Below are 20,222 nucleotides of genomic sequence, written 5' to 3' on the forward strand. Positions count from 1 at the left end.
GGTCACCGCGACGACGGTCGCGTGGGTGAGGCGGCGGAGTCCCATGGCGTCATCCTACCGTCGTGATCTCGTCGAGTTTTCAGTGACGCGGACGCACTCATGCCAATATGCTGAATCGTCGCGCGGGTGGGGCACGGGGGCTTCCGCGACGGACCAGGGCAACGGCATCCACTTCCGGGGGTCGAGATGAGCGGTGGCGACGCAGCGGGCGCGATGACGGATGCCTCGCACCGACCGCGACGCCCGCTCCGGTGCGGCGAGCCGACGGTGCACCGCTTCGTCGCCGACGACGGCGTCGAGCTGCAGCTCACGCGGTTCCGGGGAGGAGCCAAGGGACCCGTCATCCTGAGTCCCGGTTTCGGCACGTCCTCCATCGCCTACACGATCGACACGACCGAGACGAACTTCCCCGAGTATCTCTACGAGCACGGCTACGACGTGTGGGTGTTCGACTATCGCGCGAGTCCTCTCCTGCCCTCGTCCGGCGCGCAGTTCACACTCGACGACATCGCGCAGCACGACTACCCCGCCGCCGTCCGCACGGTGCGCGAGATCACGGGCGCCGACGACGTGCAGATCGTCGCGCACTGCGTCGGCTCGCTCACGATGCTCATGTCGCTCGGGCTCGGCCTCGAGGGCGTCCGCTCGGCCGTCGCGTCGCAGGTGACGCTGCACCCGCGAGGCGGGACCCTCAATGAGCTGCGCGCCGGGATCTACGCCGGCAACATCCTGGACGCCCTCGGCGTCGACACCCTCACGACGGAGTTCGACGACGACCCGTCGTGGATCGAGAGGCTCTACGACAAGGCGCTCGCGATCTACCCGGCCGGCGAGGAGCCGTGCGACCGCCCGTTCTGCCGGCGCGTGATGTTCATGTACGGCGAGGTCTACGACCACGACAAGCTCAACGACGCGACGCACGACCACCTCGAGGAGGCCTTCGGCGTCGCGAACATCCGCACTCTGACCCACGTGACCAAGATGCTCCGCGCCGATCACGCGGTCAGCTGGGACGGCGACCACGACTACCTCGACGACGTCGAGGGACTCCGAGTGCCCATCGACTTCCTGCACGGCGAGCACAACCGGCTGTTCCTCCCCGAGGGGAGCCGGCTCACGTACGAGTTCCTCGTCGAGCGCAACGGGGCCGAGCTCTACTCGCGCCACGTCATCCCCGGTTACGCGCACATGGACTGCTTCATCGGGCAGGATGCCGCGCGCGACGTCTATCCCACGATCACCGCACAGCTCGACCGCCACAACTGACACGCGAGGAGCCCCGCATGACCACCGTCGACGAGTCCACTGCATCGGGATCCAGCGCGGCGGGGCCGAGCCCTGCTCTGGCCGACCTCGCGAGCTATCCGTTCCTCTCCGCCCTCACGGAGCGGCGGACGAGACGCATCCCGCGGGGCTTCTCGGTCGACGCGGGCCCTCTCAGCCACGAGAGCCACAACGCGCCGGCGCCCCTGAGCAAGCTCGAGGAGGCGATCCTGATCACGTGCGTGACGGGGATCACGGGCATCACGACGCACGACGGCCCGCTCGTGGAGAAGAACGGCCTCCCCGAACTCGGGACGCCCTTCCTCAACATCCTCGCGCGCACGGGCAGCAGCGCCGACAACGCGCAGGCGACCTACTTCTTCATGATCAACGACGACGGCATCTTCCTGCTGAAGCCGCCGAAGGGCGCGCGGGCGCTGGAGCTGCTCGAGGAGCTCCCGCCGAAGTGGGGAGACTGGACCGAGGACGACTGGATCTCCGCCGCGGCGGAGTGCACGATCCGCGTGTCAGACAAGCGCCTCGACTTCCCGCGGGAGTGGCCGTACTACCTCGGCTGGAACAACCAGGCGTCGAACACGCCCGGCACGACGCTGTTCTTCCCGGTCGTGGACTGTACGTGGCAGTACATCAACGCCATCACGATCCTTCTGACCGAGCCCGGCGGCATGCGGCCGCTCTTCCTCGACGACTGGCGCCGGTTCCACCCCAGGAACGCCGTGGAGTGGATCGCGAAGATCGGCAGCAGCATCGGCATCGGGCCGAAGATCCCGTACCACCCGATCGGCGGGCTCGATCGCGTGCGCAGCGGCTACGTCAACAAGGACAGCCAGGCGCCGCTCGGCTTCGGCGGTGCGCTGCGCACCGACTACGAGGCGTTCTTCTACTTCCAGAACCTCATGCTCCTCGGGCAGGCGATGGGACTCGGCGGCTGGATCCACGGATCGGTGTTCCCGCCCTACATCTGGCAGCAGGACGAGGCGAAGGGCTGGCACGGCCTCGGCTTCCGCCTGGAACAGCCGAAGAAGCACCGCAACTGGCCGCCCGTGCCGGCGTCGCAGCCGAACCCCGTCGGGATCGACGGCATCCTGGAGGGTCTCACTCCCCCGTACGTCTCGTCGATGGACGAGGCCGTCGATCGCGTCGTCGAGTCGAAGTACAGCGCGAGCGGTCCCGCGTACGGCAACGAGAAGGTGTGGTCATCCCCGTACCGCAGCAAGGACGACGCGCGCGCCTTCTTCGACAAGGGCACGAAGTTCGGGCCGGACGAGATCGCCTACACGAAGGAGATCTGCAACTACATCTGGGACACGTACGGTCGGTTCCCCGCGCACGTCGACGCCTTCTACACGCCGGGCATGTGGCTGCAGTTCTCCCACCTCGAGATGGAGTACTACGACCGCTTCTTCGACCCGCGCCAGTACACGCGCCAGGCGGCCCACGACGGGCTCTGGCACCCCTGAGGGCGAGGCGGCGAGCGTCGTGGCCTAGAGGTGCGCGGTGAAGAAGGCGGCGACGTCGGCCGCCTCTTTGCTCACGTACTGGTAGCCCTCGTACCGCCCCGTCGAGGGGTAGGCGATCACCCCGAGCGAGTTCGGCGTGAGGTCGCTGAATTCCTCCACGATGCTCATGCGCCCCCACGGGTCGCCCGTGCCCTGCACGTACTGCACGACCGTGGCACCGAGCCGGCGCGCCGGGACGGCGGGGTCGTGGCGGCTCGGCAGCGGCGCGCGCAGGAGCGCGTAGAGGAGATCGGTGCTCCGGGCCGCGGCGGGGCCGAGCGGGCCGAGGACCTCGCGGGAGAAGTTGGCGTTGAACACCGGCAGCCGCGTCGGCTGCACCGCGAGGAGCGCCTTGACCGGCGGGCCCCCGGGGATGGCGTACATGACGGTGTTGGCGCCCGCCGACGTGCCGAGCGCGCCGATCCGCGCCGCATCGACGTCGTCTCTCGAGCGGAGATACCCCACGGCGCCGTCGAAGTCGCGCGCCTCCCACCGTCCCATCGTGAGAGGCGGCCGCTTGCCGCTCTCGCCGTGGTTGGAGAGGTCGAAGAGCAGGACGTGGAACCCGGCATCGTGGAGGGCCTTCGCGGCGGGCAGGAAATCGACATCCCGATCCACGAACGGCACGCGCCCCGCCGCATTCCCGGCGCGATTCCACAGCCACCCGTGCACGAAGACCACCGCGGGGCCGCGCTCAGGGCCGGAGGGCAGGAACCAGCCGCGCAGTTCGACGCCGTCGGTCGCCGTGAAGACCGCGTCTTCGAAGTCCAGGCCGACGTCGGCCGGCGTCCTGGTCACGGGCTGCCGATCGCCGTAGACCATGAGCTTCGTGAGCCGGAAGAGCTTGGGCAGCCCGCGCTCGGCCGTCGCCGGGCGCTCGGGCGACTCAGCCTGCGACCGGGACATGGGCCCGGAAATCCACTCGCAGCCCGCTCGCGGGGAGCGGGAACAGCTCGTTGGTGAGGGTCAGATCCTGCTCCGGGATCGACCATTCCGCGCGCCGCAGCAGCAGCGTCAGGTAGACCTTCACCGCGACCGTCACGATGTTCTCGCCGGGGCAGCGATGGTGCGTCGCCTGACCGTCGCCGTGCGGCACATAGCTTCCCGGCGCGAGCGCCGCCTCGCGGGCGGGCAGGAACCGATCGGGATCGAAGCGGTCCGGATCGGGGAAGACATCGGGATTGCGCATGTTGATGTGGATGCCGCCGATCGCTCCCCATCCCTTCGGGATGCGATAGCCGCCGACCTCCATGTCCTCCTGGACGCGTCCGAAGAAGGTCGCGGAGTTCATGGCGAAGTAGCGACGGACCTCCTTCGAGATCTGCTCCAGGTACTCCATGCGCTCGATCTGCTCCATCGTGACCGGGCCGTCGGGCGAGACCGCGAGCACCTCCGCGCGGGCGCGCTCCATGATCTCGGGATGCTGCCCCACGATGAGCGTCGTGAGGGTCAGCGGCACGAAGAAGCCGCCCTGTCCCGCGAAGATGAGGTGGCGGATGTCGCCGTGGAGACTCTCGATCGGCACGTCCGCCTCGGTCGCGGCGACGATCATGCGCGACACGATGTCGTCGTAGCCGCCCGCGAGATGCCGCTGCAGCGAAGCCTGGACGATCTCGTCGATGCGCTTGCGGCTCGCGATCGCCTTGCCGTACTTCGTCCCCGGGATCGGGAGGGGAAGCGTCATGAACGCGTCGCGCATGTTGGCGAGGTTGGCATCCATCTCTGCCGCGTGCTCCTCCGAGCGGTCCCCCGTGTACAGCGCGCCGGTGAGCCGCGCGGCGAAGCGCTGCAGGTCGGCCCGCAGGTTCGCCCCCGCGCCCGCCTCGAGCCACGGCTGGATCGTCCGCTCGAGGAGCTCCTGCATCGTGGGGAGGTAGGACGCGATCGCCGACCGGTAGCCGACGGCGCGCAGCATGACGGACTTGCGCGTGTGGTGCTCGACGCCGTCGATGAGCGCGAGCGAGTCGAGGAAGATCTGCTCGGCAGAGATCGGGTCGGCATCGCCCCTGACGATCCGCGGGTCGGTCGCGAACACGTGGAACGCTTCGTGCCCCGAGAAGATCACGAAGCTGTTGCCGAACAGGCGCGTCTTGAAGATCGGTCCGTACTCGGCCAGCCGGTCCTTGTAGAAGGCGTGGTTGTTCCTGATGATGGCGAAGGTCTCGCCCAGCCACGGCAGGCCGAACCGCCCGGGCGGGAGCGGCTTCTGGTTCTTGTCGGATGCGGCCATCGTCACTTCTTCTTCCTGGGGACGAGCTTCATCGTCCAGCCGAACCATCGCGAAGAGCGGAAGACCCAGTTGATCATCTGCTGGTTCCACTCGTGGAGCCAGTACTCCTTGATCTTGTAGTCCTCATCGAGGATGAAGATCCCGGTGGCGCGCCCCTGCAGCGTCTTGATCGGCATCCGGATCTCGTATTTGAGGATGACCGTCGTGAAGATCGAGCCCGTCGTGATGTCGAGCACCTCGCCGACGAAGACGCCGTCCTTGATGAACTGCGTGAGCTGCGTGTACAGCCCGACGATGTCGTCGGTCGTCCGGTAGTCGCCCGACATGTGGTTCTGGCCCGGGTAGTGGATGACCGCATCCGGGGCCAGGAGCGTCCGGAAGCGCTCCATGTCGGCGGCCATGAGGACGTCCCAATAGGTCTTGATGAGGGCGACGCGCGCTTCGCGGTCCTGTTCGGTCGTCGTGGTCATCGGAAGTCCTTCCCGGACGCGGTCGGCGTCACTCGTGCGGGCCCGCCGCGGTCGTCGCGGAGGCGGGGGTCGTTCGGGTGGTGCGGGAGGCGCTGACCTTCCAGGGCACGAAGGCGTTCGGGACGCCGTCGAGGGCCTTGCCGAGCTCCGGGAAGTGCCGCAGCAGCACCGAGCGCATGTCGTTGTCGGCGACCCACTTCAGTCCGGTCCTCGTGTAGTACTCCTCGGTGTAGCAGTCGGTGAGGAACCGGTCGCTCTTCAGTCGCCGGCTCGCCATGAGGATGAAGACCCGGAAGGCCGTATCGCTGAAGCCGAACCCCTTCGGCGGCGTCTCGGCGTGCATGCCGACCTGCAGGTCGACCTTCTCGACATCGCCGTAGATCTCCTCGAGCTCCTTCGCCCAGACCGGGTTGTCGGTCAGCTCGGCGAAGGTCGCGGCGGGCGTGAGATGCAGCTGACGCCGGAACGCGTTGTACCGCGGAACCCCCCGCTCGCGGTCGCGTGTGATGTCGAGCGCCGCGAGGTCGAGACGGACCCCGTCGGGGAGCGTGAGGTCCTGCATCCAGCGCGGGAAGTTGTGCAGCTGCACGGCTCCCGGATGCTGCGTCCCGAACGAGTACCAGAGATCCTGCACCTCCTGCGGCCCCTCGAGCACGCGTTGGGCGTTGAGCAGGATGATCTCGTCGAATCCCATCGAGTCCAGGAGCGCGTCGTCCTCGAGCGAGCGCACCTCGAGCTCCTCCGGAAGGAGCGGATGCAGCCGATAGACCGAGGCGAACTCCTCGGTCAGCTGGTACGGCGCGCCGTGGTGGTCGTGCGCCGAGCCCGGGATGCCGCTGATGACGTCGCTCCTGCTGATGCGTCCGAAGCGCCGGTGGATCCGCTCTTCCGCGAGCCCCCACCAGTTCGCGCGCATCGCGACCCTCATGACGGGGTGGGCGATGATCGCGGGCGTCCACTCCACGGTGTGGATCTTCGCCAGGAGCGCGGAGTTGATCAGCTGTGCCGTGCCGAACAGCTCGTCCTCGGTGAGGTGCGGGTAGTCGGCCTTGAGGGCGTCGCAGATCGCGTTGTGCTCGAGGGTGAACAGGGTGTGCAGCATCCCGAGCCCGACCCACCAGTTCTCGCTGAACCCCGTCAGCGCGACGCCCGTCGCGGGGTCCAGTGGCAGGTGCCCGTCCTTGAGCAGGAGCTTGCCGTCGACGTGGCTGCGCACCTGGTCGCGCCGCTCCTGGCTGCTGCCGTAGATCGACGACGCGTCCCACCAGTGGGAGTTCGTGTTGATGTAGGTCGGCGGCAGGTCCCTGTCGGCGTCGACGCGCGTCGCGTCCTGCTTCGTCTGCGGGATGCGCATCGGGTTCTCGAACCACTCGTCGCCCTCCGGGAGCGGGATGTCGATCGTCACGTCGTCTTCGCGCGCGTGGGCGAACCAGTCGTGCGTCTGGAACTGGATCCACGCCGCCGCGAGGAGGTTGATCGACGTCGCCGGCGTGAACTCGTCACGCCGCATGAGGCGCCGGCTGACTTCGCGCGCGTTCGGCGTCGCGATGTCGGGCATCGCGGCGGGCACGGCCTCGGTGAGTGCGACGTTGCGGGCGAAGCGCGTCGACGCCATGCCCATGTCGGGGTCGCTCAGATCGTTGTACGAGCCGTCCGGCGTGCGGAACCGGCGCTGGGCATCCGTCGCGGTCGCGAGCGTCACGCCGGGTCGGCGCGTGCCGTCTCCCGGTGTGCGCGTGTCGACGAGGTTCTCGGCGCGCAGCTGGTCGCGCAGCGCGATGAGATTGAACAGCGAGAACACGAACGGGAGCCGGTGCCACGGTGTCCGGCGGTTGATCCGCGTGTAGGTCCTGACCAGCGCGCGCTCGAACAGCGATGGTTTGCTCACTGCCGACTCCATTCGTCGCAGGGCGAATTCCCCCGATGGATCTGCCCTCATCCCAGTGGATCTGCCCGAATCATAGTGAGTAGGTGGATGCCGCGGCCATCCTTCGCGGGTGGTTTTCGCGCGCCGGGGGACGCGGCATCCGTCATCGTCTTCTCGGTCCTGCGCACCCGGATCATTGCCACGGGATGCCCCGCCTCACTAGCGTGAGCACTGGTGGCGGTGGGGGGCTCGGTGACGGACCGCGCACCGGAAGGGACAGCTGTGGGGGCACAGGTGGAACACGTCGACGCCGTCGTGGTGGGTTCGGGCTTCGGCGCCTCGGTCTCGGCCTTCCGGCTCGCCGACGCGGGTCGGTCGGTCGTCGTGCTCGAGCGGGGTCGCGCCTACCCGCCGGGCAGCTTCGCGCGCAGCCCGTACGAGATGAGCCGAGCCTTCTGGGAGCCGAAGGACGAGCTGTTCGGACTCTTCGACATCCGCTCGTTCCGCAAGATCGAGGGCATCGTCTCGGCGGGCCTCGGCGGAGGATCGCTCATCTACGCCAACGTCCTGCTCCGCAAGGACGAACGCTGGTTCGTGCACGACTCCCCCCTTCCGGGCGGCGGGTACGAGAACTGGCCCATCGGCCGCGGCGACCTCGAGCGGCACTACGACGCCGTCGAGGCGATGATGACGCCTGCGACGAACCCCTACCCCGATCTCCCCAAGGCCAAGGCGCTGCGGGATGCCGCGGCCAGCCTGGGACTGGAGAGCTTCTCCCCTCCGCTGGCGATCTCGTTCGCGCCGCACCCCGGTGCGCCGGCGCAGCCCAAGCAGATCATCGACGAGCCCGCGTACGGGAACATCCACGGCGCGACCCGCCTGACCTGCCGCCTGTGCGGGGAGTGCGACATCGGCTGCAACGAGGGCTCGAAGAACACGCTGGATCACAACTACCTCTCCGCCGCGAAGCACAAGGGCGCCGACATCCGCACCCTCGCCGACGTCTTCGGCGTGACGCCGCTCCCCGACGGCGGATACGAGGTGCGCTACACGCAGTACGGCACCGAGCCCGAGAGCGACGGCAAGCGCGGCCGCGTCGACGTGCGCATCACGTGCGACCAGCTCTTCCTGGGCGCGGGAACATTCGGCTCGACGACGCTGCTCCTGCGCAACAGGGTCGCCCTGCCGGCCCTCGGGCGCGCACTCGGCTCGCGGTTCAGCGGCAACGGCGATCTGCTCACCTTCTCGCTCGCGGCGCAGTCCACGTCGGACGCCGGCCACCAGCGCCTCATCGACCCCGCGTACGGCCCCGTCATCACGACGGCGATCCGCCGACCCGACGGCGTCGACGAGGAGGGTGCGGGCCGCGGCTACTACGTGCAGGAGGCCGGCTTCCCGGAGTTCGCGAACTGGCTCATCGAGACGGCGCAGGTCACCTCGTCGATGAAGCGCGCGGCGGCCGTCGTGCGCCAGCTCATCTCGTATCGCCTGAGCGAGAAGAACGAGTCGACGATCTCGGCCGAGGTCGCCAAGCTCGTCGGGCAGGGGCGCCTCACGTCGAGCTCGCTCCCCCTCCTCGGCATGGGGCGCGACACCCCCGACGGCAAGATCACGCTCACCGACGGCGAGCTCGACGTCGAGTGGACGACGGCGACGAGCGCCGAGTACTTCGACGCGATGCGCAGCACGATGAAGGACATCTCCGACACCCTTGGCGGGCGCTTCCGCGACAATCCGCTGTGGTGGACCAAGCGCGTCATCACGGTGCATCCGCTCGGCGGCACGCCGATGGGGCGCCACGTGCACGAGGGCGTCGTCGACAGCTGGAACGAGTCGTTCGGGCACCCGGGCCTCTTCGTCGTCGACGGCTCGGCCGTGCCCGGTCCCGTCGGTCCCAACCCCTCGCTCACGATCGCCGCGATGTCCGACCGTGCGGTCGAGCATGCGCTGGAGAAGCCGCGCGTGAAGCGCCGGCGCGCGAACGCGCCCGCGCCGGTCGAGGAGCCGGCGGTGAGCGCGCCGGTCGATCCGGCGGCGGGCCGCGGCATGGAGTTCACGGAGAAGATGCGCGGTTTCGTCGCGCTCGGGCAGGCCGATCCCCTGACGGGCTGGCGTCTTGGCCGCCAGCTGACGCAGCGGTTCATGTTCACGCTCACGATCACGGCGCCCGACGTGGAGCGCTTCGTCGGCAGCGACGATCACACCGCGGTGGCCGACGGCTACGTCGACTGCGACATTCTTGGGGGTCAGCTGCCCGTGCAGCGGGGCTGGGCGAACCTCTTCGTCGACACCGAGCACGAAGGCACCCGTGAGATGCGGTACCGGCTGTGGTTCAGCGACATGTCGGGGACGCCCCTGACGATGTACGGCTTCAAGACCGTGCGCGACGACCCCGGCTTCGACATCTGGACCGACACGTCGACCCTGTACATCAGGCTCATGAAGGGGCACGTCCCGCCCGGCGAGAACGGATCGGATGACGGCACGGGCGAAGTCATCGGCGCCGGCGTGCTGAAGATCCTCCCCGCCGACTTCGCCCGCCAGTTGACGACGTTCAAGGGCTCTGGCGGCGGGCCGCTCCAGTCGATCGCGCGCTTCGGCGCCTTCTTCACCAAGTCGGTGATGGATGCCTACCTCCCGCCCGCTTCGAAGGAGCCGGCCTCCTCCGCACGGAAGGGGGCGGGGCGGTGACCGTCGTCGCGACGAATCGCCGGCTCCACGTCGACGAGCCGCACTTCCTCCGCGCCGAGGACGGCGTCGCCCTGACGCTCATCCACGTCCGCGGGCCGCAGGAGCCGACCAAGGCGCCCGTCCTCCTCGTCCATGGCGCGGGGATGCGCGCCGAGTCGTTCCGTCCTCCCGCGATCCGCTCGCTGGTCGACGTGCTCCTCGAGGACGGGCGCGACGTCTGGATGCTGAACTGGCGCGGCTCGACCGACCTCGCGCGCATCCCGTGGACCCTCGACGACGTCGCCCGCAACGACCACCCCGTCGCCGTCCGCCATATCGTCGAGGCGACGGGGGCGCCGAGCATCAAGGCGATCGCGCATTGCCAGGGCTCGTCGAGCCTCAGCATGGCGGTCGTGGCGGGCCTCGTGCCCGAGGTCGACACCGTCGTCTCGAACTCGGTCTCGCTCCACCCCGTGATCCCCCGGTTCGCGAAGGTCAAGCTGGGGGTGCTCCGCCCCCTGTTCCAGGGTCGCGAGCCGTACGTCGACGTCGCGTGGGGCGACGGGCCGGAACGAGGCGTCCGTCGTGCGACGCGCAATGCCGTGCGGCTGTGGCATGCCGAATGCCGTGAGCCCGCCTGCAACATGGCGAGCTTCGCCCTGGGTTCGGGGCACCCCGCGCTGTGGCACCACAGCAACCTCGACGCGGCGACGCACCGGTGGCTGGGCGGCGAGTTCGGCCAGATCCCGATGAGCCTGTACGCGCAGGTCGCGGCATCGCAGCGCGCGAAGCAGATCGTCGCCATGCAGCCGGCCGACGGCATGCCGGCGCGCTACGCCGACCAGGCGCCGAGGTCGACCGCGCGATTCGCCCTCTTCACGGGTGCCGACAACCGGGCGTTCCTCCCCGAGAGCCAGAAGGCGACGTACGCCTACCTCGAGCGGCACCAGCCCGGCGTGCACTCGCTCAGCGTGATCCGCAGGTACGGCCACGCCGACGTCTTCGTCGGCCACCGCGCTCACATCGAGGTCTTCCCGCAGTTCCTCTCGGCGCTCGACGCGAAACCCGCCTGAACGACGAAAAACCCCCGGCGAACCGGGGGTTTTAGTGGTGGGCGATACTGGGATCGAACCAGTGACCTCTTCCGTGTCAGGGAAGCGCGCTACCGCTGCGCCAATCGCCCGAGATCGTGCTCCGGTCGGGACCGGGAGTGGAGGTGGCGACGGGATTCGAACCCGTGTAAACGGCTTTGCAGGCCGGTGCCTAGCCGCTCGGCCACGCCACCGTGTGGTTTGACCCCACGTGCCGTGACTCCCCGAAAGGAGTCCCTGCACTCGAGCGGATGACGAGACTCGAACTCGCGACCCTCACCTTGGCAAGGTGATGCGCTACCAACTGCGCTACATCCGCGTTACTCCGGATCTCTCCGGCGCTTCCATGACTTTAGCCGATCGTCGCGCCGGTGCAAAACCGGGTGCGGCCCGCGCGTGTCACACCCGTGTGATTCGTGCAGCCCTGCGGCATCCGGTAGGATCGTGACTCGGCCCCACGGGGCCACGGGCGATTGGCGCAGTTGGTAGCGCGCTTCCTTCACACGGAAGAGGTCATCAGTTCGAGTCTGGTATCGCCCACCAAGACAACCCGGCGATCGCCGCGGATCCTCCCCCCGAAACAGGTCTCTTCCCCCCAGGACTGACGTGCTCCGAACTGCCCTGAAAGCTCTCGCGATCGGTGTGTCGGCGCTCATCATCGGAGTTCTCGCGCTGTACCTAGTGCTCGTCTTCGGCCAGCGCAGGGCGGTGGAGTTCCACTACGGCTGAGCGGCGAGCCCGCTGCCGACGATCTGGTCCGCCGTCCCAGGCTGCTCAGACGCCGTCGACGGCCCAGCCGTACCGGGCGTGAAGAGCGCGTGCGACGCGTGCGAAGCGGTCGGGATCGAGGGCGGATGCCTCGCGCCGCATGCCGTCGGCGTGCACGCTGTAGAGCTGCTCGATGTCGACCCACGACGATCGGCCCTGCGGATCCCACGGTCCCGACCCGATCGCGAGGAAGTCGCGGTCGCCGTCGTGCGCCTTGCTCGTCAGACGAACGGCGTAGACGCGCGACCCGTTCTGGCGGCCGATGACGAGCACCGGCCGGTCTTTGCCGCGGCCGTCGCGCTCGGCGTACGGCACCCAGGTCCAGACGATCTCGCCGGCGTCGGGATCGCCGTCGCGCTCGGGGTGGTACGCGATGCGCAGCCCCTGGGCGGGTGGCGGCTCGACCTCGATGGTCGCGGCGGAGCCGGAGCGACCCTCCACGCGGGGGCCGGCGGGCTGCGGCGTGCGCGTGAACGGGGTCAGGAGCGCCTTGAGGGCGCCGAGAAGGCCACGGCGAGCAGTCATGGTCCCCCACACTAACCGGACGTGCGGAAGGGGCGCCGCGCAGCGCGCGACGCCCCTTCCGTCTTGCCTGTCAGCCGCGGCTGTCGGTGAGGACGTAGCCCTCCTCGCCGTGCACGACGGTGTCGATGCCCGCGATCTCGTCCTCGTTCTTCACGCGGAAGCCGATCGTCTTCTGGATGATCCAGCCGATGGCGTAGGCGAGCACGAAGGAGTACACGAGAACCGTGACGGCGGCGATCGCCTGCACCAGCAGCTGCGTGAAGCTGCCGCTGTAGATGAGGCCCGTGCCGTTGGCGAAGAAGCCGAGGTACAGCGTGCCGAGAAGACCGCCCACGAGGTGGATGCCCACCACGTCGAGCGAGTCGTCGAAGCCCCACTTGAACTTCAGCTCGATGGCGATGGCGCACACGGCGCCGGCCAGGAGACCCAGCACGATGGCCCAGAAGGGGGTCAGCGCGGCGCAGGCGGGGGTGATGGCGACGAGGCCCGCGACGGCGCCGGACGCGGCGCCCACCGACGTCGGCTTGCCGTCCTTGATCTTCTCCACGACGAGCCAGGCCAGAAGCGCGGCGGCGGGAGCGGCGATCGTGTTGACGAACGCGATGGCGGCGGTGTTGTCGGCGGCGAGCTCGGAGCCGGCGTTGAAGCCGAACCAGCCGAACCACAGCAGACCCGCGCCGAGGAGAACGAACGGCGGGTTGTGGGGCACCTGGATGCCCTTCTGGAAGCCGACGCGCTTGCCCAGGACGAGGGCGAGGGCGAGGGCGGCGGCGCCGGCGTTGATGTGCACCGCCGTGCCACCCGCGAAGTCGATCGCCCCGACGCCGAACCAGGTCTGCATGCCGTACGTGATCCAGCCGCCGTACGAGAAGCTGCCGTCATCGGCCAGACCGAAGTTGAAGACCCAGCTCGCGACGGGGAAGTAGACGATCGTCGCCCACACGGTCGCGAAGAGCATCCACGCGCCGAACTTCGCGCGGTCGGCGATGGCGCCCGAGACGAGCGCGACGGTGATGATCGCGAACGTCGCCTGGAACGCGACGAAGGCGAGCGGCGGGTAGGCCGCGCCCTCGGGTGTCACAAGCAGGCTCGAAAGTCCGAACTCGGCGGGGTCGACCGTCCACGGGAACTGGATCTGCCCGACGGCCGTCGCGGGGAATGCGACCGCGTAGCCGTAGAGCACCCACAGCACGCCGATCAGACCCATGGCGCCGAAGCTCAGCATCATCATGCTGATGACGCTCTTGGCCTTCACGAGCCCGCCGTAGAAGAACGCCAGACCCGGCGTCATGAGGAGAACGAGCGCGGCTGCTAGGAGGATGAATGCGGTGTTGCCTTGATCCATCTCAGGAGGAACCTCTCTGCAGGGACGCAGGAATGTAGCGTCGGGTGCGCCCATTGTCACGAGCCCCCGTTACCGCAGGCCGGGATGGCTGTTTCGCGTCTGTTACGCGTACCCGGTCCCTGTAAACATCAGGTTTCGGGCGACTCCACGTCGCCCGCGGAATGCCTGTCAGTCGTTGGTCAGCGCGACCAGGCGCGAGATGGCGCGAAGGTACTTCTTGCGGTACCCGCCGCCGAGCATCTCCTCGCCGAAGACCTGGTCGAGCGGCAGCCCCGTCGCGCGGATCGGGATCTGCGCGTCGTACGCGCGGTCGACGAAGGCGACGAAGCGCAGCGCCGCGGACTGGTCGTCGAACTCCGCGACGCTGCGCAGCCCGATCGTCGAGAGCCCCTCGATGAGCCGGATGTACCGGCTCGGGTGCACGCGCGAGAGGTGGTCGACGAGTGCCGGGAAGGCGTCGTCCGACGTGGCGCCGCCGGTCGCGGCATCCGCGATCGCCCGCTCGTAGTCGGCGTCGGCGAGCGCGAGCGCGTGCCCGTCGATGGCGCGCTGGCGGTAGTCGGTGCCGTCGATGCGGAGCGTCTGGAAGTTGGCCGACATTGCGTGGATCTCGCGCAGGAAGTCCTGCGCGGCGAACCGCCCCTCGCCGAGGGCGTTCGGCGGGGTGTTGGATGTCGCGGCCATCCGCGTGCCGCCGGCCACGAGCTCGCCGAGGAGGCGCGTCATCACCATCGTGTCGCCCGGGTCGTCGAGCTCGAACTCGTCGATGCAGAGGAGGTCCGACCCGCGGAAGAGCTCCACGGTGTTCTGGTAGCCGAGGGCGCCGACGAGCGCCGTGTACTCGATGAACGAGCCGAAGTACTTCCGCCGTGCGGGCATCGCGTGATAGATCGAGGCGAGCAGGTGGGTCTTGCCGACACCGAAGCCGCCGTCGAGGTAGACGCCGGGCTTGAGCTCGGGGCCTTTCTTCGCGCGGCGGAAGAGGCCTCCGCGCGGGGCCGGCTGCCCGAGGCCCGAGAAAGCCATGAGGACGTCTTTCGCCTCCTGCTGCGACGGGTAGGCGGGGTCGGCGCGGTACGAGTCGAACGTCGCCCCGTCGAACTGCGGCGGGGGCACGAGCGCGGCGACCATGTCTGCGCCCGTGACCTGCGGCGCCCGCTGCGTCAGGTGCACGATTCCGGGAGCCGTCGTGGTCATCTCATCCTGTATCGCCGTCTTACGGGGTGGATGCGCCCGCGGCCCGGGGAATCTAGGGTCGGAAGCGCGCGTTCAACCCTACGCCGTCGCCACCTGCCCCCTGACCCGAGGAGCGCCCCTTGACCGTCGAGTTCGACACGTCTTCCCCCAAGTTCGCCGAGTACTCCGAGCCGGGCCGTCTCGTGACCGGCGACTGGCTCCAGGAGCGCCTCGGGCAGCCCGGCCTCGTCGTCGTCGAATCCGACGAGGACGTCCTGCTGTACGAGACCGGACACATCCCGGGCTCGGTGAAGGTCGACTGGCACACCGAGCTCAACGACCCGGTCGTGCGCGACTACGTCGACGGCGAGGGGTTCGCGGCGCTCTTGCGGCGCAAGGGCATCCGCCGCGACGACACCGTCGTCATCTACGGCGACAAGAACAACTGGTGGGCCGCTTACGCACTCTGGGTGTTCTCGCTCTTCGGCCACGAAGACGTGCGCCTGCTCGACGGCGGACGCGACAAGTGGATCGCCGAGGGGCGTCCTCTGACGACGGATGCCTCGTCCCCCGCGCCGAGCGACTACCCCGTCGTCGAGCGCGACGACTCGTCGCTGCGCGCCTACAAGGACGACGTGCTCGCCCACCTCGGCAACCCTCTCATCGACGTGCGCTCGCCGGAGGAGTACAGCGGCCTGCGCACGTCGGCGCCCGCCTACCCCGAAGAGGGCGCCCTCCGGGCCGGCCACATCCCGTCGGCGCAGAGCGTGCCGTGGGCCCGCGCCGTCGCCGCCGACGGCGGCTTCAAGACGCGCGCCGAGCTCGACGCCGTCTACCGCGGCGAGGCGGGCCTGAAGGACGGCGACGACATCGTGGCGTACTGCCGCATCGGCGAGCGGTCGAGCCACACGTGGTTCGTCCTGCACCACCTCCTCGGCTTCGACAAGGTCCGCAACTACGACGGCTCGTGGACGGAGTGGGGAAGCGCCGTGCGCGTTCCGATCGCCACCGGCGACGAGCCCGGCGAGGTCCCTGGTCGCTGACGCCCCGGTCCACCTCCTCTCCCCCGTGGAAGGATGGGAGGGATGACCGATGCCGTCCTTCCCGAGAGCCTCGCCGCGATCCGCGACGAGTTCCTCGAGCTGCCCGAATCCGACCGGCTGCAGCTGCTCCTGGAGTTCTCCAACGAGCTGCCCGAAGTCCCCGCGCGATACGACGGTCACCCCGAGCTGGCCGAACGGGTCGCGGAGTGCCAGTCGCCGGTGTACATCATCCTCGACGTCGACGCCGAGGGCCGCGTCGAGATGCATGCGACAGCGCCCAAGGAGGCGCCGACGACGCGTGGCTTCGCGAGCATCCTGGCGCAGGGCATCACGGGCCTCTCGCCCGACGCGGTGCTGGCGATCCCCGACGACTTCCCCCAGAGCATCGGCCTGACGCGCGCCGTGTCGCCGCTCCGGATCGCCGGCATGACCGGCATGCTCATCCGCGCCAAGCGTCAGGTGCGCGCGAAGGTCGCGGCATGACGACGCCGACGGCACAGGACGGACCGGCCGACGTCGGGAGCGTCATCGAGGTCATCCCCCGCACGCTCTCGTCGGTCCGCATCGCGGACGACGGGGCGGAGGAGTGGATGTCGCGTCGCTACGCCGTCGAGAGCGACGGCTACGTGCGGCTCAACATGATCACGACCATCACCGGCGCGACCTCGGGCGAGGACGGCACGAGCGAGACGATCACCTCGCGCACGGATCGATACGTGCTGGGCGCCGTCCGCCGTGCCGCCGACGTCGTCGTGGTCGGAGCCCAGACCGTGCGCGCCGAGGGCTACCTCCTCCCCAAGTCGGCACGGCTCGCGATCGTCACGAACTCGGGCGACCTCGGCGAGGACGGCCTCCGCACGGAGGGCCGCGAAGGCCGGCCCCCCGCGATCGTGCTGTGCCCCGCCGATCGGGCCGACGATGTGCGCACGGCGCTGGCCGGTCAGCCCGTGGAGGTGCGGCCCGTGGACGCCGAAGGCGGACGGCTCGCACCCCGCGACATCGTGTCGGCGCTCCAGACCGAGGGCCTCCGCCGGATCGTCTGCGAGGGCGGCCCCGGGCTCGCGACCCAGTTCGTCGAGGCCGGCGTCGTCGACGAGATCTGCGTGACGGTGTCTCCCGTGCTCGAACCGGTGCGGCATCCGTTCCTCGACCTGACCGATCGGGTCTCCTCGACGGTCGCCGGCATGCTCGTCGACGACGCGGGCTTCAGCTACCTGCGCCTTCGCGTGCAGGAATGAGGCCGTGGCGGTCGAGCCACGAGCGGATGCTCTCGGACCAGCGGTCCTGATCGTAGTTCCAGAGCTTGGTGTGCCGCGCGACTTCGAACACCTGCATCTCGACGAGGTCGGGGCGACGCACGGCGAGCTCGTGCGACGCGTCGGAGGGCACGAATCCGTCGTCGTCGCTGTGCAGGATGAGGACCGGATGCCGCAGCTCGGCCGCCCGTGCGACGACATCGAGGCGATCGAACGGGATCGGCGTTCCCGTCCGCGTCACGGGGGTCGCCCATTCCGACTGCAGCGCGCCGATCGCGAGGCCCTTCACAGGACCGGGGAGGCGGGAGAGCTTCGCCTGGTAGTCCAGGACGACGCGCCAGTCGATCACCGGCGACTCGAGGATGAGGCCCGCGATGAGGTCGCGGTGCGCGGAGTTCAGGTCGACCTGCAGCGCGATGGCGCCCCCCATCGACCATCCCATCAGGATGACGTGCCGTGCGCCGCGCCGGCGGGCGAAGCCGAGGGCGGCATCCACGTCACGCCACTCGGTCGCCCCGAGCGTGTAGGTGCCCGTGCGGCTGCGCGGCGCTTCGCCGTCGTTGCGGTACGACACGACGAGCGTCGTCATGCCGAGGCCGTGGAAGAGCGGCACCGCCCGGAGGCACTCCGCGCGGTTCGTGCCGCGGCCGTGTACCTGGATGACCCACGTGTCGCTCGGGAGCGCGGCGGGGAAGAGCCAGGCCGGGCACGGCCCCACGGCGGAGCCGATGAGCTCGGGCGTGAAGGGGATGTGCAGCTCTTCGGGCTTGTCGTAGTACCACCCGCTGAACGCCGCGTCCGGCGCCAGCTGCGATGCCGGGCCGATGTGGGTGAGGAGCTTGCGCTTGACGGAGTGGTCGTCCTCCGCGAGGACGGAGCCGAGCTTGATGTACGACGCCGTGCCGGTGGTGAAGAGCCCGTAGCGCCCCGGCAGCTCCGTGTCGGGGGTGCGGCTCAGCGTGATGGTCTGGGCCGCCGTGTCGAGGTTCAGGATCTTCGTGTCGGCCACCCGGTTGGCGGGCGTCACGATCTTCCGCGCCGTGTGGACCGAGAGCACTCCGATGAGGCCCAGCACTCCCCCGAGCGCGATGCTCAGCGTCACCAGCGCCGCTCGGACGCCGGCGATCAGTGCGGGTGTGGCGCCGCCCGTCGCGGCGCGCCTGGGAGTGACCATCGAGGCCTCACTCTAGTCTGTCCGCGTGGCTGAGCTTCGTCCCCCGGCGGCGCCGCCGTCGTTCGCGCAGGCGACCGCGGACGTGCGCTCGATGAGCTTCCGCGACGACCTCGTCGTCCGCGAGATCGCCGCGCCGACCGGTCTGGCGCCCGACGCGCTGGCGCTCGCCGCCGATGTGCGTCCCGAAGGCGGTGCCGAGGACTCCCCCTTCGGGACGGGGCGACTGGTCCTGCTGCACGACGACGACGAGCCGTCGGCGTGGGAGGGGGCCTGGCGCATCGTCTGCTTCGCCCAAGCCCCGCTCGAACCCGACATCGGAGTCGACCCGCTGCTCGCCGATGTGGCATGGTCGTGGCTCGTGGATGCTCTCGATTCCCGCCATGCCGGCTACCGCGCCGCGTCCGGCACCGCCACCAAGACACTGTCCAAGGGCTTCGGCACGCTCGCGGCCGAGGGCGACGGCGCGCAGATCGAACTGCGGGCCTCGTGGTCGCCGTCCGGACCCATCGGCCCGCACGTCGAAGCCTGGGCCGAGCTCCTCTGCATGCTGGCCGGTCTCCCGCCCGGGTCGGAGGGCATCACGCTGCTCGGATCGCGCAGGTCGCCCCGTGGCTGAGTACGACGTCATCGCCGACCTCGCCGGCCTCGAGCGCGCGGCATCCGTCCTCGCAGGCGGCATCGGGCCCGTGGCCGTCGACGTCGAGCGCGCCTCGGGATTCCGGTACTCGCAGCGGGCGTACCTCGTGCAGGTCTTCCGCCGCGGCGCGGGGCTGTTCCTCTTCGACCCGCCGCCGATCGGCGACTTCACGGCGCTGCAGGCGGCGATCGGCGATGCCGAGTGGGTGCTCCACGCCGCAAGCCAGGACCTCCCGTCGCTGCGCGAGCTCGGCCTCGTGCCGGCATCGATCTTCGATACCGAGCTGGCCTCGCGGCTGCTCGGGCGCGAGCGGGTGGGCCTCGGCGCGGTCGTGGAGGAGACGCTCGGGATCGCGCTCGCGAAAGCGCACTCCGCCTCGGACTGGTCGACCCGGCCTCTCCCCCAGGCCTGGCTCGAGTACGCGGCGCTCGATGTCGAGCACCTCGTCGACGTGAGAGACGTGCTCGCCGAGCATCTCGAGGAGCAGGGCAAGACCCGGTTCGCCCTCGAGGAGTTCCAGGCCGTCCTCGACCGGCCGCCCAAGCCCGCCCGCGAAGAGCCGTGGCGGCGCCTGAGCGGTCTGCACACCGTGCGGGGCCGGCGCTCGCTCGCGATCGCACGCGCCCTCTGGGTGGCGCGTGAGGAGTTCGCACAGGCGGAGGATGTCTCGCCCGGCCGGCTCGTCCCCGACCGCGCCCTCGTGGCCGCCGTGATCGCCGACCCGAAGAGCAAGACCGACCTCGCGAAGGTGAAGGAGTTCACCGGGCGCGCGAGCCGCACGCAGCTGGACCGCTGGTGGGCCGCCATCGAGGAGGGCCGCGCCACCGCCGAGCTTCCGAGCGAGCGCGGCGCGGGAGGCGACTCGCTTCCGCCGCCGCGGGCGTGGTCCGACCGCAATCCGGCCGCCGACGCGCGGCTCAAGCGCGCGCGGCCGGTCATCGAAGAGGTCGCCTCCCAGCTCGAGATGCCCGTGGAGAATCTGCTGACCCCCGAGCTTCTCCGCCGCGTCGCGTGGGCTCCCCCGGAGCCGCTGGACGCGGCATCCGTCGGCCAGGCGTTGGCGGAACTCGGCGCGAGGCCGTGGCAGATTGAGCAGACTGCACAGGTGATCGTCGATGCCTTTGTGGAATCCGTGCAACCGCCGTCGGAGGCCCCGGAAACCGCTTCGTAGGTTTCCGCCACCCGAT

Annotated in this window: 18 protein-coding genes and 4 tRNA genes; 11 read left to right on the plus strand and 11 right to left on the minus strand. The window is 69.6% G+C overall.

What is annotated here, in order from left to right:
- The first annotated feature begins 186 nt into the window (after positions 1-186).
- Positions 187-1,266, plus strand: coding sequence for an alpha/beta fold hydrolase (locus ACSBPH_RS00470; RefSeq protein WP_442575670.1), 1,080 nt, complete (start codon positions 187-189; stop codon positions 1,264-1,266).
- A gap of 17 nt (positions 1,267-1,283) precedes the next feature.
- Positions 1,284-2,744 carry a hypothetical protein gene (locus ACSBPH_RS00475; RefSeq protein WP_442575671.1) on the plus strand — a complete coding sequence of 487 codons (1,461 nt, stop codon included), beginning with the start codon at positions 1,284-1,286 and terminating at the stop codon, positions 2,742-2,744.
- Positions 2,745-2,768: 24 nt separating this feature from the next.
- On the opposite strand, the gene ACSBPH_RS00480 is transcribed toward ACSBPH_RS00475, so the two are convergent.
- Genes ACSBPH_RS00480 through ACSBPH_RS00495 form a run of 4 tightly spaced genes read right to left on the minus strand, consistent with a single transcriptional unit; the run spans position 2,769 to position 7,371 of the window.
- Complete coding sequence (locus ACSBPH_RS00480) at positions 2,769-3,689, minus strand: alpha/beta hydrolase (RefSeq protein ID WP_442575672.1); 921 nt, start codon at positions 3,687-3,689, stop codon at positions 2,769-2,771.
- Complete coding sequence (locus ACSBPH_RS00485) at positions 3,670-5,013, minus strand: cytochrome P450 (protein ID WP_442575673.1); 1,344 nt, start codon at positions 5,011-5,013, stop codon at positions 3,670-3,672. The genes ACSBPH_RS00480 and ACSBPH_RS00485 overlap by 20 nt, the downstream gene beginning before the upstream one ends.
- Positions 5,014-5,015: 2 nt before the next feature.
- Positions 5,016-5,483: a nuclear transport factor 2 family protein gene (locus tag ACSBPH_RS00490; RefSeq protein ID WP_442575674.1), complete on the minus strand. Its 468-nt coding sequence runs from the start codon at positions 5,481-5,483 to the stop codon at positions 5,016-5,018.
- Positions 5,484-5,511: 28 nt separating this feature from the next.
- Positions 5,512-7,371, minus strand: coding sequence for a peroxidase family protein (locus ACSBPH_RS00495; protein WP_442575675.1), 1,860 nt, complete (start codon positions 7,369-7,371; stop codon positions 5,512-5,514).
- 273 nt (positions 7,372-7,644) lie between these two features.
- On the opposite strand from ACSBPH_RS00495, the gene ACSBPH_RS00500 reads away from it, so the two are divergent.
- Both ACSBPH_RS00500 and ACSBPH_RS00505 read left to right on the plus strand, forming a co-directional pair.
- The gene (locus tag ACSBPH_RS00500) at positions 7,645-10,041 is read left to right on the plus strand and encodes a GMC oxidoreductase (protein ID WP_442575676.1); all 2,397 of its coding nucleotides are present in this window, start codon (positions 7,645-7,647) and stop codon (positions 10,039-10,041) included.
- Positions 10,038-11,093, plus strand: a complete 1,056-nt coding sequence (locus ACSBPH_RS00505) for an alpha/beta fold hydrolase (RefSeq protein ID WP_442575677.1) — start codon at positions 10,038-10,040, stop codon at positions 11,091-11,093. The genes ACSBPH_RS00500 and ACSBPH_RS00505 overlap by 4 nt, the downstream gene beginning before the upstream one ends.
- 35 nt (positions 11,094-11,128) lie before the next feature.
- On the opposite strand, the gene ACSBPH_RS00510 is transcribed toward ACSBPH_RS00505, so the two are convergent.
- The 3 genes from ACSBPH_RS00510 to ACSBPH_RS00520 all read right to left on the minus strand — a co-directional run bounded on the left by ACSBPH_RS00510 (position 11,129) and on the right by ACSBPH_RS00520 (position 11,430).
- Positions 11,129-11,203, minus strand: a tRNA-Val gene (locus ACSBPH_RS00510).
- A gap of 28 nt (positions 11,204-11,231) precedes the next feature.
- Positions 11,232-11,305: transfer RNA gene (locus tag ACSBPH_RS00515), tRNA-Cys, on the minus strand.
- A gap of 52 nt (positions 11,306-11,357) precedes the next feature.
- A tRNA-Gly gene (locus ACSBPH_RS00520) sits at positions 11,358-11,430 on the minus strand.
- A 148-nt stretch (positions 11,431-11,578) separates the two neighbouring features.
- Between ACSBPH_RS00520 and ACSBPH_RS00525 the strand changes: the two genes are divergently transcribed.
- Positions 11,579-11,654: transfer RNA gene (locus ACSBPH_RS00525), tRNA-Val, on the plus strand.
- Positions 11,655-11,717: 63 nt separating this feature from the next.
- On the plus strand, positions 11,718-11,840 hold the full coding sequence (locus ACSBPH_RS00530) for a hypothetical protein (protein WP_442575678.1): 123 nt from the start codon (positions 11,718-11,720) through the stop codon (positions 11,838-11,840).
- A 45-nt stretch (positions 11,841-11,885) separates the two neighbouring features.
- Here the strand turns inward: ACSBPH_RS00530 and ACSBPH_RS00535 are convergent, their stop codons facing one another.
- From ACSBPH_RS00535 to zapE, 3 genes are all read right to left on the minus strand, one after another.
- Positions 11,886-12,404 carry a type II toxin-antitoxin system PemK/MazF family toxin gene (locus tag ACSBPH_RS00535; protein WP_442575679.1) on the minus strand — a complete coding sequence of 173 codons (519 nt, stop codon included), beginning with the start codon at positions 12,402-12,404 and terminating at the stop codon, positions 11,886-11,888.
- A gap of 70 nt (positions 12,405-12,474) precedes the next feature.
- Positions 12,475-13,749 (minus strand): ammonium transporter, encoded by a 1,275-nt coding sequence (locus ACSBPH_RS00540; protein ID WP_442575680.1) that lies wholly within the window; start codon positions 13,747-13,749, stop codon positions 12,475-12,477.
- A gap of 168 nt (positions 13,750-13,917) precedes the next feature.
- Positions 13,918-14,946: a cell division protein ZapE gene (gene zapE / locus ACSBPH_RS00545; RefSeq protein WP_442575681.1), complete on the minus strand. Its 1,029-nt coding sequence runs from the start codon at positions 14,944-14,946 to the stop codon at positions 13,918-13,920.
- Between the two features lie 119 nt (positions 14,947-15,065).
- Here zapE and ACSBPH_RS00550 point away from each other — a divergent pair, with 119 nt between their 5' ends.
- The 3 genes from ACSBPH_RS00550 to ACSBPH_RS00560 are packed head-to-tail and all read left to right on the plus strand — an operon-like array spanning position 15,066 to position 17,206.
- Positions 15,066-15,968 carry a sulfurtransferase gene (locus ACSBPH_RS00550; RefSeq protein WP_442575682.1) on the plus strand — a complete coding sequence of 301 codons (903 nt, stop codon included), beginning with the start codon at positions 15,066-15,068 and terminating at the stop codon, positions 15,966-15,968.
- A 42-nt stretch (positions 15,969-16,010) separates the two neighbouring features.
- On the plus strand, positions 16,011-16,451 hold the full coding sequence (locus tag ACSBPH_RS00555; RefSeq protein WP_442575683.1) for a SufE family protein: 441 nt from the start codon (positions 16,011-16,013) through the stop codon (positions 16,449-16,451).
- Positions 16,448-17,206 carry a dihydrofolate reductase family protein gene (locus ACSBPH_RS00560; RefSeq protein ID WP_442575684.1) on the plus strand — a complete coding sequence of 253 codons (759 nt, stop codon included), beginning with the start codon at positions 16,448-16,450 and terminating at the stop codon, positions 17,204-17,206. Before ACSBPH_RS00555 ends, ACSBPH_RS00560 begins: the two co-directional genes overlap by 4 nt.
- Here the strand turns inward: ACSBPH_RS00560 and ACSBPH_RS00565 are convergent.
- Positions 17,175-18,398, minus strand: coding sequence for an alpha/beta hydrolase family protein (locus tag ACSBPH_RS00565; RefSeq protein ID WP_442575685.1), 1,224 nt, complete (start codon positions 18,396-18,398; stop codon positions 17,175-17,177). The two genes, ACSBPH_RS00560 and ACSBPH_RS00565, sit on opposite strands and share 32 nt — an antisense overlap.
- 25 nt (positions 18,399-18,423) lie before the next feature.
- Here ACSBPH_RS00565 and ACSBPH_RS00570 point away from each other — a divergent pair, with 25 nt between their 5' ends.
- Both ACSBPH_RS00570 and ACSBPH_RS00575 read left to right on the plus strand, forming a co-directional pair.
- The gene (locus ACSBPH_RS00570; RefSeq protein WP_442575686.1) at positions 18,424-19,014 is read left to right on the plus strand and encodes a DUF3000 domain-containing protein; all 591 of its coding nucleotides are present in this window, start codon (positions 18,424-18,426) and stop codon (positions 19,012-19,014) included.
- A complete protein-coding gene (locus ACSBPH_RS00575) occupies positions 19,007-20,206 on the plus strand; it encodes an HRDC domain-containing protein (RefSeq protein ID WP_442575687.1) in 1,200 nt (399 codons plus the stop codon). Before ACSBPH_RS00570 ends, ACSBPH_RS00575 begins: the two co-directional genes overlap by 8 nt.
- Positions 20,207-20,222: the final 16 nt, after the last annotated feature.

This window comes from Microbacterium sp. F51-2R, assembly GCF_052180235.1.
Taxonomy (GTDB): Bacteria; Actinomycetota; Actinomycetes; order Actinomycetales; family Microbacteriaceae; genus Microbacterium.

What these genes read in the sequence shown, in the direction of transcription:
- ACSBPH_RS00535 (WP_442575679.1), bottom strand. Translation starts at nt 12,404, where the DNA reads ATGACTGCTCGCCGTGGCCTTCTCGGCGCCCTCAAGGCGCTCCTGACC.
- ACSBPH_RS00485 (WP_442575673.1), bottom strand. Translation starts at nt 5,013, where the DNA reads ATGGCCGCATCCGACAAGAACCAGAAGCCGCTCCCGCCCGGGCGGTTC.
- ACSBPH_RS00555 (WP_442575683.1), top strand. Translation starts at nt 16,011, where the DNA reads ATGACCGATGCCGTCCTTCCCGAGAGCCTCGCCGCGATCCGCGACGAG.
- zapE (WP_442575681.1), bottom strand. Translation starts at nt 14,946, where the DNA reads ATGACCACGACGGCTCCCGGAATCGTGCACCTGACGCAGCGGGCGCCG.
- ACSBPH_RS00480 (WP_442575672.1), bottom strand. Translation starts at nt 3,689, where the DNA reads ATGTCCCGGTCGCAGGCTGAGTCGCCCGAGCGCCCGGCGACGGCCGAG.
- ACSBPH_RS00560 (WP_442575684.1), top strand. Translation starts at nt 16,448, where the DNA reads ATGACGACGCCGACGGCACAGGACGGACCGGCCGACGTCGGGAGCGTC.
- ACSBPH_RS00540 (WP_442575680.1), bottom strand. Translation starts at nt 13,749, where the DNA reads ATGGATCAAGGCAACACCGCATTCATCCTCCTAGCAGCCGCGCTCGTT.
- ACSBPH_RS00475 (WP_442575671.1), top strand. Translation starts at nt 1,284, where the DNA reads ATGACCACCGTCGACGAGTCCACTGCATCGGGATCCAGCGCGGCGGGG.
- ACSBPH_RS00470 (WP_442575670.1), top strand. Translation starts at nt 187, where the DNA reads ATGAGCGGTGGCGACGCAGCGGGCGCGATGACGGATGCCTCGCACCGA.
- ACSBPH_RS00565 (WP_442575685.1), bottom strand. Translation starts at nt 18,398, where the DNA reads ATGGTCACTCCCAGGCGCGCCGCGACGGGCGGCGCCACACCCGCACTG.
- ACSBPH_RS00490 (WP_442575674.1), bottom strand. Translation starts at nt 5,483, where the DNA reads ATGACCACGACGACCGAACAGGACCGCGAAGCGCGCGTCGCCCTCATC.